At 74.0% G+C, this 11994-nt stretch carries 11 protein-coding genes; 7 read left to right on the forward strand and 4 right to left on the reverse strand.

Annotation, left to right across the window (positions count from 1 at the left end):
- Positions 1 to 88: 88 nt before the first annotated feature.
- Complete coding sequence (locus QI554_RS38640; protein WP_281477297.1) at positions 89 to 1204, reverse strand: AraC family transcriptional regulator; 1116 nt, start codon at positions 1202 to 1204, stop codon at positions 89 to 91.
- A gap of 368 nt (positions 1205 to 1572) precedes the next feature.
- Positions 1573 to 3042 (reverse strand): helix-turn-helix domain-containing protein, encoded by a 1470-nt coding sequence (locus tag QI554_RS38645; RefSeq protein ID WP_281477299.1) that lies wholly within the window; start codon positions 3040 to 3042, stop codon positions 1573 to 1575.
- Between the two features lie 425 nt (positions 3043 to 3467).
- Here QI554_RS38645 and QI554_RS38650 point away from each other — a divergent pair, with 425 nt between their 5' ends.
- The 3 genes from QI554_RS38650 to QI554_RS38660 are packed head-to-tail and all read left to right on the forward strand — an operon-like array spanning position 3468 to position 6028.
- Complete coding sequence (locus QI554_RS38650; RefSeq protein ID WP_281477313.1) at positions 3468 to 4457, forward strand: helix-turn-helix domain-containing protein; 990 nt, start codon at positions 3468 to 3470, stop codon at positions 4455 to 4457.
- Positions 4444 to 5667 carry a hypothetical protein gene (locus QI554_RS38655; RefSeq protein WP_281477301.1) on the forward strand — a complete coding sequence of 408 codons (1224 nt, stop codon included), beginning with the start codon at positions 4444 to 4446 and terminating at the stop codon, positions 5665 to 5667. The genes QI554_RS38650 and QI554_RS38655 overlap by 14 nt, the downstream gene beginning before the upstream one ends.
- The gene (locus tag QI554_RS38660; RefSeq protein ID WP_281477303.1) at positions 5636 to 6028 is read left to right on the forward strand and encodes a gamma-glutamylcyclotransferase family protein; all 393 of its coding nucleotides are present in this window, start codon (positions 5636 to 5638) and stop codon (positions 6026 to 6028) included. Before QI554_RS38655 ends, QI554_RS38660 begins: the two co-directional genes overlap by 32 nt.
- An 18-nt stretch (positions 6029 to 6046) precedes the next feature.
- Here the strand turns inward: QI554_RS38660 and QI554_RS38665 are convergent, their stop codons facing one another.
- Positions 6047 to 7423, reverse strand: a complete 1377-nt coding sequence (locus tag QI554_RS38665) for a sigma-54-dependent transcriptional regulator family protein (protein ID WP_281477305.1) — start codon at positions 7421 to 7423, stop codon at positions 6047 to 6049.
- A gap of 184 nt (positions 7424 to 7607) precedes the next feature.
- Between QI554_RS38665 and QI554_RS38670 the strand changes: the two genes are divergently transcribed.
- From QI554_RS38670 to QI554_RS38685, 4 genes are all read left to right on the forward strand, one after another.
- Complete coding sequence (locus QI554_RS38670) at positions 7608 to 8216, forward strand: TetR family transcriptional regulator (protein ID WP_281477307.1); 609 nt, start codon at positions 7608 to 7610, stop codon at positions 8214 to 8216.
- Positions 8217 to 8719: 503 nt separating this feature from the next.
- A complete protein-coding gene (locus tag QI554_RS38675) occupies positions 8720 to 9160 on the forward strand; it encodes an SRPBCC domain-containing protein (RefSeq protein WP_281477308.1) in 441 nt (146 codons plus the stop codon).
- 89 nt (positions 9161 to 9249) lie between these two features.
- The gene (locus QI554_RS38680; RefSeq protein WP_281477315.1) at positions 9250 to 9570 is read left to right on the forward strand and encodes an ArsR/SmtB family transcription factor; all 321 of its coding nucleotides are present in this window, start codon (positions 9250 to 9252) and stop codon (positions 9568 to 9570) included.
- Positions 9571 to 9804: 234 nt separating this feature from the next.
- Positions 9805 to 11247: an MFS transporter gene (locus QI554_RS38685; RefSeq protein ID WP_281477310.1), complete on the forward strand. Its 1443-nt coding sequence runs from the start codon at positions 9805 to 9807 to the stop codon at positions 11245 to 11247.
- Here the strand turns inward: QI554_RS38685 and QI554_RS38690 are convergent.
- Positions 11225 to 11872: a hypothetical protein gene (locus tag QI554_RS38690; protein ID WP_281477311.1), complete on the reverse strand. Its 648-nt coding sequence runs from the start codon at positions 11870 to 11872 to the stop codon at positions 11225 to 11227. The two genes, QI554_RS38685 and QI554_RS38690, sit on opposite strands and share 23 nt — an antisense overlap.
- Positions 11873 to 11994 lie beyond the last annotated feature (122 nt).

Genomic DNA, 11994 nt, shown 5'->3' on the forward strand with positions numbered 1-11994 from the left:
CCACCCGCGGGCGTTCCACCGCACGGCGGTTGGGGGGGGTGGCGCGGCCGGGGGGGGGGGGGCGCCCCCCCGCGGGGCCGCCGTACGGTCAGCCCGCCGTGCGCGGCAGGCTGTACAGCTCGGCGTCGCCGAGCCGGGTCGTCTGCGACGGCAGCCGCCCGTACGCCGCCCGGTACAGAGCACCGAAGCGGCCCAGGTGGCTGAAGCCCCAGCGCAGCGCGATGCCCGTCACCGTGTCGTCGCTGCGGCCCTCGGCGACGGCCAGCAGGTCGGCGTGCGCGCCCGCCAGCCGCACGTGCCGCAGGTGCGCGAGCGGTGTGACGCCCAGGTGCGTCCGGAACTTCTCCTGCAGCGTGCGCACGCTCATGTGCGACGCCGCGGCGATGTCCGCCACCGAGATCGGCTCCGACGCGTGCTCCTCGCAGAACGCCAGCGCGCGGCGCAGCGCGATCGGCGCGCCCACCGGGCCGCCGCGCAGCGACCCGGCGTTGTGCGTGTGCGGCTGACACGCGAGCAGGCCGTGCACCAGCATCTGCTCGAAGTGCGCCGCGGCGTCCGGGGACCGGGTCAGCAGCCCCGAGTCGACCATCGACCCGAAGCTGTGCGCCAGCGAAAGCCACTGCCGCACATCGCCGTTCGCGGCGTCCAGGAACGGCTCGAAGCGCACCGGCGCCTCTTCGGGGGAGTCCACCGCGAACGGGCGCACAACACCGTCGATGACGCGGCGCGGCACGCGCAGCACGAGCGTGGTCGTGTCCGGCGCGTACCGCACCACGACCTCCTGGCCCGGTCCCGTGATCACCGGCGTCAGCGGCAGCTCGCGGCCGTCGACGCTGAGCCGGCCCGGGCCGCAGTGCAGCAGGTGCACGAGGTAGACCGGCGCATAGGGGTCTATTCGCAGCTCCGCGTGCGTGCCGTAGCCCATCTGGTACAGCGCGATCTCGCCGCGGTGCAGCACGCGCAGCCGCGCGCGGACCGAGCCGGTGCCCGGGACGCGCAGCCGGTGCGGCACGACGTGCTGGCCGACCGCCTGGTGCATCAGCCGGGCCTCGTTGCCCTGGTACAGCACGCGGCCGCGCGGCGCCATGCCGGACTGCGGCGTGCCGGGCTGTCCGGCCGCGGCGTCGGCGGAGGGGGCGCCGACGCGCGGGCGCAGCGCGGTCGGGGCGGCCGGGTTCGGGGACGCGGGTGCGGTGGGCCGCACGCCGGGTTGCTGCGGGCGACCGAGCGGCGGTGACGTCCGTGACCCCGCGGAGGTGTGCGCGGCTGACAGGGCGACCGGACGGTGGGCGGTGGCGGGCATGGCGGCTCCTGCCTTGTTCACGTCGTACAGGGACACGTCGGGAGTCCGTGACTCGGTACGGGTCGACGTTCTGGGGGGTGCGGATATTTCGCAATGCGCCGCCTGGTTTTCGGCGAGGCGCTCTCCGGGGAGGGCGCCCGGGTCCCGGGGGCACGACGCGGACCGGGGGGCTGGTCCGCGTCCGGGACCCGCCGAGGCGGCGGGTCGTGGCTGGTGTGTGTCGTGGGCCCCGAGCGGGGCTCCGGCGGGTGTTCCGGACGGCGACCCGGTCATGACGCCCGACGGCGGTCCGCGGCGGGGCGCGGCACGCGTGAGCGGTCGGCCACCCGCAGCGCGAGCCACAGGTCGGCCTCGGCGGTCGGATCGTGCAGCGGGTCGAGCCCGAGGACGCCTCCGATCCGGGTCAGTCGCTTGCGCGCGCCGGGCACGGTGAGGCAGAGCGCGGCGGCGGTGGGGGCGAGCCGCGCGTGGTTGTCGAGCCACACCCGCAACGTGCCGGCGTCGGGCCCGTCGAGGCTTCCGGCGAGCGGCCGCAGGGCGTCGTGCGCCCACTCGACGAGCGCCGGCAGCTCCCACGGGAGGACGAGGCGGGGGTCGGTGCGGCCGACAGGGGGCGCCTCGGCGTGCCGTGGTGCCGACGGCGGGACGTTCAGCCGATCGACGGCGCTCGTGCCGGACGCCTGTGCCGTGCCCTCGGTATCGGCCGCGTGAGCGCGGTCGGCCCCCGGCGTCGGACCGTCAGCGGCCGGCGGCGTGCCGCTTCCGTCTCCAGGCGTGGACCGCGCGTCGGGCGACGGCGCGTCCACGGCCCACAGGCCGGCACCGCCGGGCCCGTCGGAGGCTTCGGCACGTGTCGGGTCCGTCAGGCCGAACGTTCCGGCAGGTACCGCCAGGCCCGCCACGCGCAGGGCGAGCGACAGTTCCGCGCGGTCGGCGACGTTGCGGAGGTCGCGGCCGAGGAGGCGCTCGATCAGCCGCAGGCGGGCGCTCAGCGTGTTGCGGTGGATGCCGAGGCGCGCGCCCGCGGTGTGCCGGCTGGTGAGGCGGAACTCCAACGTGTCGAGCAGTTCGGCCGCGTCGGGGTCGCCCCGGCGGACGGCCCGGTGGGTCGTCAGCGGGGCGAGGGCCGTGCGGGCCCACGCGGTCGCGGTGCCGACGAGGAGGAGTTCGGGGTCGAGCCAGGTGTGGAACCGGGCGTAGCCGTCCGGGTCGGCCTGGGCGGCCGCCAGGGCGTGACGGGCCTGCGCGTAGGCGGGGCCCACCCGGTCGAGGCCGACGACGGGCGACGCCCCTACCAGGCAGGTGGGGTGACGTCGGGTCAGTTCGCGGGCGAGGCGCCGTGCGCCGCCGTCCTCGTCGCTGTCGCTCGGCAACAGCGCGACCAGTGCGGCCTCGTCCGCGCCCGCGCCGCACACGATCCACGCGCGTCCGCCGGAGGCGCGTCGAAGCAGCCCGGCGACCGCTTCGGGGTCGGCGCCGGGACAGGCGACGGCCAGCACGCGTGCGGCCGTCGGGAGCGGTGCGCCGATCGCTTCCGCCATCGCCTTTGCGGCGTGCGGCTGTTCGGCGCACAGCAGGCCCCACACGGCGCGCCTGCGCCGACGGTCGGTGCCGTACGCGGCCGGCGCGGGGTGCGTCGGCTCGGCGGCACTGTGCCGATGTGCCGTGCGGCGCGTGCGGGTCCGCGCCCCGATCTCCCGGGTCGCGGCCGCCTGCTCGCCCGGTCCGCGGTCCGCCATACGTGCCGGAGCCGGGTACGGGGTGTCACCGTGCCGCGGCTCGGGCTGTCCGCCCGCCGCCGCCGTGACCCTCGTCCGCTGCTCCGTCTCGTCTCCTACTGGCTGGGATCCGCATGCGGTCCGGCGCCTTTCGACGCCGCCGGTCCTGCCGGATATCACCGTCTCTCCTGTCGTCGCGGCGGTGGCGCGGGTAGGGGCCGCGACCGCCGGGCGTGTGCCGTCCGAACCGGACGCACCGGTTTGCGATCACAAGAGGCGACCACAAACTCCGTCGTCATGGCAGGCTGGAACGGCCGTACGGCAGATGAGTATCAAGACCCGGGCGGTACCCAAGTAAGGTCGAGACGGTTATCCGACTTGGGTAAACTCGTCGGTAGCTTGGCCTGGCAGCCTGCGGGCCCGGCGTTTTGGGGGTTTGTGTGAGCATGGTTTTCCAGGGCCGCGAAGGCCCCCTGCCGCAAGCCCTTCTGGCCACGCCCGAGATGCGCAGGGCGTGTGCGGAGCGCGACATCGGGGCGATCTTCGGGCTGGCGCGCGACCAGGCGGGGGTGAGCCTGAGCAGGCTCGCGCGGCTGTGCGAGATGACACCCAGCCGGGTGGGCGAATACATCAAGGGGCGTACGCAAGTTCGGCAGCAGCGCGTGGTGGAGCGCGTCGCGGACGGACTGCGCATACCGGGCGAACTCCTCGGTCTGGCACCGCGCCCCTGGGAGGACGAAGGACCTGAGCCCGAGGGCGATCCGATCGGCGCCGCACCCGGTCTACGCGCGCGGCTCGCCGACTCGGTGGTCGAGCTGGACCTCGGCATCGAGGTCGACGTCGACGCCGACGGCTGGGCGAACGTCCTGTACCGGCACACTGTGCTCAACCTCACGGACCGTCCGCTGACCCGTTTCTCCCGCGAACTGTGGTTCGAGCACGGCGAGGGCCCGCTGTCGATCCGCCCCGTCTCGGCCGGCGAGCACAAGGTCACGATCGAGCGCATCCACGACGCGGGCACGCTTGCGAAGTTCGCCTGCCGGGTGTCGCCGCCCGTGCCGCCGATGGGCAGCGCGACCTTCGCGTACCGCAGCGAGGGCGGCCGATTCACGGACGCGCACTATTGGCGACAGGCGATCACCCGGTACACCTTGCGCATGCGTTTGGACGTACGACAGCACGCCGCCCTCGGGATCCGCGACTACCACGCCATCGAGGAGTACCCCGACGGCGCCAAGCAGGCGATCGACGAACACGTGCGCTGGGCCATGGACGACGGCACCGCCGCGCTCACGGTCACCCGCGAGGACCTGCGCCCCAACCAGTTCGTGACGCTGTACTGGGACGTGGAGAGCGCCGTCGACCGGGCACGCGTCGCGCCGAACCCCGCGCGGCACGCCGCCGCGACCGAGGACGACGGCTGTGGCGGCGCGTGACGCCCTCGAGTCGGTGATCCGCGCCTGGCACCGGCTCGAGGTCGAGCGCGAGGGCACCGGCGTCATCGAGTTCGACTGCGCCCCCGACGCAGCGCTCGCCGGGCCGGACGTGTCGGTGACCGACCGCATGCACGTCTACAAGCTGCTCAGCGACCTGGCCGAGGACGTGGAGGCGACCGGCGAGCCGTACCTGCGCGCCCGGTTGCGCGCCGACCTCGCGTACCTCGGCGCGCGCCTGGGTGAACGGCCGGAGCTGGACGCGTACATGCGCGCCACGCAGGGCTGCGCGGCGGCCGGCTGGCCCGCCGAGTACGTCGAGGACCGCCGCGACGCCGCCCGCGCCGACCTCGACAAGCTCGGCATCGGCTGGAACGCCGCGACCGACGACATGCTGCGCGCCCTCGAGGGCCCGCTGGAGAGCGCCGCGGCGCCCGACGCGATCAGGGCCGCCGCCGCCGAGCTCGAACCCGCCGTACGCGCCCTGGTGGGCACCGACGCCCCCTACGAACTCACCGTCGAGTCCACCGACGTCGACGCCTACTGGTCGTACTGGCTCGACGGCGCCGGGCAGCGTGTGCGGCTGCGCATCAACCCGCGCAACGCGCGCTTCACCCGGGTCAGCGCCCGGCAGTTCGCGCTGCACGAGGTACTCGGACACGGCCTGCAGTGCGCCGCGTTCGCCAACCGCTGCGCCACCGACGACGTCCCGTGGGTGCGGCTGCTGTCGGTGCACGGCCCCACCGGCGTGCTGCTCGAGGGCCTCGCGCAGACGCTCCCGCTGTTCGCGGCGCCCGACGACGACCTGCTCGCGGTGCGCGTACGCCTCGACCACTACCAGCAGTTGGTGCGCGCCGAGCTGCACCTCGCGGTCAACTCCGGCGTGCCGATCGCGGCGTGCGCGGCGCACGCTCGCGCCCGCGTGCCGTTCTGGAGCGACCGCCACATCGCCGACCTGCTCGCCGACCGCGGCACCGACCCGCGGCTGCGCTCGTACCTGTGGGCCTACCCGGCCGGGTTCGACTGGTTCGTCCGTCTCGCCGACGCGGACGCTACGGTGATCGCGGAGGTGCTGCATGCCGCTTATAGGGACCCCCTCACACCCGAGGGACTCAGCGGGCTCTGGCCGGACGGACCGCCGGTCGGTGGACCCGGATCGCCTGTTCGTCTACGGGAGCCTGATGTTCCCGGGGGTGCTCCGGGCGCTGCTTGACCGGGTGCCGGACGGACGGCCCGCCGAGGTCGCGGGCTGGCGCGCGGCCGCGCTGCCGGGCCGGGTCTACCCGGTGCTGGTGCCGGCCGAGGGGGCGCGGGCGACCGGCCTGCTGCTGACCGGCGTCGGCGTGGCGGACTGGCGGATCCTGGACGCCTACGAGGACGACCTGTACGCCCTTGAGCGGCTCCCGCTGACCGGCGGCGGCCATGCCTGGACGTACGTGTCGCCCGGCGGCGTCGACGTGCTGCCCGAGGACTGGTCGGCGGACGTCTTCGCGGAGGGATACCTGCCCAGCTATGTGACGGCGTGCGAGGAGTGGCGGGCCGAGTACGAGACGGGCCGTACGACGCACTCCTAGCCCGCGCCCTGCCCCCGCTTACGCCGGGTGCCGCCCGAAGTCGTGGGCGGCGCCGTCCAGGTCGTCGAGGTCGGCCCAGCCGAGCGGGCCGTCCGCGGCGGTCCAGCCCGCGGCGTCCGCCGGAGCGTCGGCGCCGTCGTCGGTGGCGTCGTCCGGGTCGTGCGGGTCGTCCGGGTCGTGCAGCGGGCCGCCGCGCAGCGCCGCGACGCCCGGCGCCTTCGACTTGGGCAGCAACGCGCGCGGGCAGGCGCCCGGTTGGAGGAAGTCCGCCCACGTCTCGCCGGTCACGCGGTACGGGTCCGAGCCGAGCCGGTGCCCGAGGACCTGGCGCAGCCGGGACATCTCGGCGCGCACCGAGCCGGCCCGGCCCGCGCTGCCGTACACCTCGCGGGCCAGTTCCTCGGCGCTCATGCCGACCGGGTCGGCGATCAGCAGCGCGAGGATCTCGCTGTGCCGGCCGCGGAGTTCGTGGGTCAGGTTGCCCACCCGCACGACGGCGCGGGCGCGGCCGAGGCCTTCGAAGCGCAGCGTGGTCGCGCCGCACTCGCCGTCCTGGGCGATGAGGAGGAAGTATCGTCCGGCGCCCAGGCTTTCGGCCACCGCGTGGCGGCCGTCGGGCAGGACGACGGGGCCCTCGCCGGTGAGGCCCGCGACCCGGTTCGGCAGCCAGCGGTCGGGGCCGGCGTGCAGCACCGAGCCGTCCGCAGCGATGATCGCCCCCTGCGCGCCCAGCCGTCGGGTGAGCCGGTCCGCGTACTTCTCGCGCAGCCGGGCCTGTTGCTGGAGGCGCTCGGCGTGCAGCTGCGTCTCGGCGAGCTTCGCGGTCGTGGTGACCAGGGACAGCCGCAGGGCGGCGTCGACGCCGACCGCGCTGGTCAGGTCGATGACGCCGAGCAGGTCGCCGGTGACCGGGTCGTGGATGGGGGCCGCGGTGCACGCGAACGACCGTGCCCACGACACGTAGTGCTCGGCGCCGATGACCTGGATGGGACGGCGCAGCGCGATCGCGGTGCCGACGCCCGTGGTGCCGACGGCCTTCTCGCTCCACAGCGAGCCCGGCGTCATGTTGACGCGCTCGGCGTGCCGCAGCGGGTCGCGGTCGCCCTGGCACCACAGCAGGTGGCCCTCGGCGTCGCCGACGATCAGCAGCTGGCCGGTGTCGGCGGTCGCCCAGCGCAGTGACTCGCGGAGCGTCGGCCACACGGCGGCCAACGGGTGCTCGCGGCGGTGCCGGACGATGGCTTCGTCGACGAGGGGGACGGGCGGCAGCGTCGCGTCGGGCCGGACCCCCGAGCTGCGGGCGCGCAGCCACGACGCATGGATGGCGGGCGACACACCTGCTGACGTGCCGCCCCCGAGTATGCGGTCGCGTGCCGTGTCCTGCTCTTTCCCCACCCCGGGATCGTGCACGGATCACCGCATCCGTGTCCAGAAAGCGCCAGGTGTTCAGCGGTAAGCGGATATCCGGTGGCGCCGTCGTCCTGCTTCGTCGTGCCGTGCGTCCGATTCGCGCAGAGGATCCCGGGGAGAACCGGGTTCTCCGTTCTCCCTCCGCGCCGTGCTCACTACGCTCCGCGTCATGTCCGTCAGCGCAGTACCGCCGGCCGATGTCGAGTCCATGACGCGCCAGCAGCTCGAGCGCCGCCGCAAGGTCACCGAGGCGGTGCTCGACCTGGTCGCCGAGTCCGGGCCCGACACGCTGCAGATGCGCGACGTGACGGCGCGCTCGGGGGTTGCCCTGGCCACCCTGTACCGGTACTTCGCGTCGAAGGAACACCTGCTCGCGGCGGCCGCCGTCGACTGGCAGGGGCGGCTGGTCCGCCAGGTCGCCGCGGAGACGGCGCGGCGCGGCGGAGGAGCGCCCGGCGACCGGGTGCTGCGGTTCGCGCTGCGCGGGCTGCGGGCGTACCAGCGGGGCCCGCACCACGCGCGGCTGATGGTCGGACTGTTCGGTTCGACGGACCCGTACGCGAGCGAGGCGGTGGCCGCGATGGACGGCGTGTACGCCCGCGAACTCGCCGCGCTGATGCCGGACGTTCCGCCGCCGGTCGCGCGCGCCGTACTGGTCACGGTGCCCGCGGTGGTGTCCACCGGGCTCGTCGGTTGGGTGACCGACCGCAAGACGTGGCCCGAACTCGTGCGGGACGTCGAGGACGTGACGCGGCTGCTGTTCTCCGCGGTGGAATGAGAACCGGGTTCTCGTCGTCCGGATCGATGCCGGAGTGGTGGCGAAGCCCTGTTGCAACGTTGATGCAACCCCCTTAGAAGGGGTGTGCACGACGTGCACTTCGGCGCGAGACTGGACCCGGCCAACATCAGAGCGCCCCCCGCTTTGAGGAGAGAGATGGTTCGTCCGGCTACACACCGGCTCAGCGTTGTCATGGGAGGCGGCCACGTACCCGGCGCGCCCGGGCGTCCCGCCGGACGCCCGCCGGCCGGTACTCCGCGGCCCGGCCGGGCCGCCACACCGGCTCGGCCTACGACGCGAACCGGAGTGGATGCGGCTCGGTTCCACCCCCTGACACACCGCGCCCCGGCGCGTTTCCGGGGTCCGTCGGGTCCGTCGGGTCCGTCGCCCATGAGGTGCAACCCCAGCGTTGCGCCTCGTGGATTGATGTGCAACTCTGGGATTGCGCCTGGAGGCATGTCCGCCAGGCGGTACATTCCATGGCGACGACGGAGGAGCCCCTCATGAACGACGACCGGATCGAGCGCGAGACCTTGATCGAGGCGTCCCTGGACCGCGTCTGGACGCTGGTCACGCAGCCCGGCTTCTGGGTCGCGGAGCCCGACGAGGGAGCCGCGGCGCGCGAAGGCGAGACCACGGTCGCGACGCACGCCGAGTACGGCAGCTTCCCGGTGCGGGTGGAGAAGATCGAGCCGAAGACCTACGTCGCATACCGCTGGGCCAGCGCCTTCTCCGGCCAGGAGCTCGCGGACGACAACACCACGCTCGTCGAGTTCACGCTGGTCCCGGAGGGCGGCAAGACGCGGCTCCGCGTCGTGGAGAGCGGGTTCGCCGCGCTCGCCGCGTCGGAGGAGGTCCGGGCCCAGGCGCTGAAGGACAACAGCGGCGGCTGGCCGCAGGTGCTCGACGCCCTCACGGCCCGCGCCGAACAGCAGCCGTCGTGACGGACGAACACCGCGACGCCGGCGGGTCGGCCTCGGCCGAAAGCGGGTCGGCTGACAGCGGTTCGGCTGACAGCGGTTCGGTCGACAGTGTGCTCGCCGCGCTCGCCGACCCGACCCGCCGCCACCTGCTCGACCTCCTCGCGGAACTCGGCGAGGTGACCGCGACCACGCTCGCGGAACACCTGCCCGTCTCGCGCCAGGCGGTCGTCAAGCACCTCGGTGTCCTGGAGGCCGCCGGACTGGTGTCCGGACAGCGCGTCGCCCGCGAGGTGCGGTTCTCCGTGCGGTCCGCGTCGCTCGACGCGACCGCGCGCTGGATGGCCGCGCTCGCCTCCGACTGGGACCGGCGCCTGGCCCACATCAAGCGCGCCGCCGAAGCCGCCGAGGCCGCGGAGCGCGACGGGCGCTGAGCCGCCCCCACAGCTGAGCGCCTCCACATCGGGGCGGTGAACCGCCGCCCCGGTAGCGGGTTATGACCCCGCCCCCACGCCGGGCCCTGACGCAGGAGCAACAGCCCACGCCCTGCGGTGATCACGCCTGCCCGGACATCCGTCATCTCTCCTACGCGGCCGCGTCGCCGCGTGATCACGCCTGCCCGCGCATCGTGCGTGTGTTCTCTCGTCCCCACCGAAGGGAACCGTCCCGTGACCTCCGTACCAACCGCCGTACCAACCGCCGTACCGCGCATCACCGGACGACAGCGGCTCGTCCTGTGCCTGCTGCTCGGCGCCGGATTCATGCTCGCCGTCGACTTCTCGATCCTCAACGTCGCGCTGCCCGAGGTCGGCTCCGGCGTCGGCCTCGGAGTGACCGGACTGCCGTGGATCACCTCGGCGTTCGCCCTGCCCGCCGCCGGATTCACGCTGCTCTTCGGCCGGATGGCCGACCTGTTCGGGCGCCGCCGGGTCTTCCTCACCGGTGTCGGGCTGCTGGCCGCCGCGTCACTGCTCGGCGGGTTCGCCACCGACCCCGAAACGCTGCTCACCGCAAGGGTGTTGCAGGGCTTCGCGACCGCCATGGCGACCCCGGCCTCGCTGTCCCTGCTCACCGGCACCTTCGAGGAGGGCCCGCTGCGCGAACGCGCCCTCGGACTCAACGGCGCGCTGCTCTCCGGCGGGTTCACGGCCGGGGCGCTGGTCGGCGGCACCCTCGTCAGCACGCTCAGCTGGCGTGCGGCGTTCTTCATCAACGTGCCGGTCGCCGTGCTCATCCTCGTGGCGACACCGCTCCTGGTCGAGGAGAGCAGTGTGCCCGGCCGCGGGCGGATCGACCTGCCCGGCGCGGTCACGGTGACCGGCGGCCTGCTCGCCGTCGTCTACTCGGTCGTCGAGAAGAACGCCCTCGCGGGCGCGGCCGGCGTGCTGCTGCTGGTGCTGTTCTGGATCACCGAACAGCGGGCCGCCGCACCGCTGGCGCCCGTACGGACCCTGCGGACGTCCACCGTGCTGTGGGGCAACCTCGCCGGGCTCGTGGTCTTCGCGATGGAGTCCGCCGTCGTCTTCGTCCTCACCTTGTACCTCCAGCGGATCCTCGGCTTCTCGCCGCTGGCCACCGGCCTGTTCTTCGGCGTGCCGGGCCTCGCGGCGGTGGCGGCGGGGGTGGTCGCCGGCCGCTTCATCGGACGGCACGGCTCCCGGAAGGTGCTGGTCACGGCCCTCGCCGTGCAGGGCCTCACCACCGTCCCGCTGATCTTCCTGGGTGCCGACCGGATGGCGTCGGCGGTCCTGGTGGTCGTGCTGTTCGTGCAGTTCTTCGGGCACGTGACCGCGATCGTCGGGGTGACGGTGACCGCCACCTCCGGACTGCCGAACGAGGACCAGGGCCTGGCCGCCGGGCTGCTCTCGATGACGCAGCAGGTCGCCATCACGGTCGGCATCCCCGCGCTGAGCGCGGTCGCGGCCACCCGTTCCGGCGAACTGGCGGGGATTCACGCGGCGTTGCTGGTCGCGGCCGCCGTCGTCCTGGTGAGTGTGCCGCTCACGTGGTGGGGTCTGCGCCCGCGTGTGGAGCGGCACGGCGGCCGGGACGCCGGGGTGGTGCCCGACGTCCCGGCCGCCGAGTCCCTCAGCTCGTCCCGGAGTCGCTGAACGGCAGCCCCGAGATGTCGAGCAGCCGGTGCATCACCTCAGGCGGCAGCCCCGGATTCGCCGCCGCGTCCTCCGGGTGGGTCTCCAGCAGCGGCCGCAAGTACGGCCATGGCAACCGCCGTTCGCGGCGCACGGCACGCCGCACCGTCGGGCTCTGGTCGCGCAGCAGCGCGGCCAGGGCCGGGCCGCCGACCGCCGGGTCCTCGACGGCGGCAAGTCGCGCGTACGGACGCGGGTGGTCCAGGTACCGGGCGAGCCCGTCGAAGTGGAAGAAGCGCTCCTCGGTGAGCGCGGCCCGCTCGGCCGACCCCCACAGCGCGTACAGCCTTTGGGCGAGCGCCAGATCGTACTTGTAGGGCTCGAACTTGTCGGTCCGGTCGCGCCGCCACACGGCGTCGATGTGCCAGGGCGTTCCGGACTCGGCGGCGGTGCGTTCCTCGTCGGAGAGCTCCTTGCGGAGCATGACGTCGTCGAAGTCGTCGGGCAGCGTTGCGGGGGAGGGGAGTTCACTCTTGACGTCGCGCAGCCGGGCGGTGACCGAGGCGGGGGCGGCGGGGTTGTGGGCGAGACCGACGAGCCAGGCGGGGGACTGGGGCGTGCGCGGGGAACGCGGGGAGAAACGCATGCCGACCATCGTGGCGGGCGCGATGTCCGAAATCTGATGGATCTTGGTGTAGATATGGCCCCCCGCCAGGCCCGACAATGGTGTTGGTTCACCCCGAGACGGATGCCGGGGCCGTCCGAAGG

The organism is Yinghuangia seranimata, from assembly GCF_029953285.1.
Taxonomy (GTDB): domain Bacteria; phylum Actinomycetota; class Actinomycetes; order Streptomycetales; family Streptomycetaceae; genus Yinghuangia; species Yinghuangia seranimata.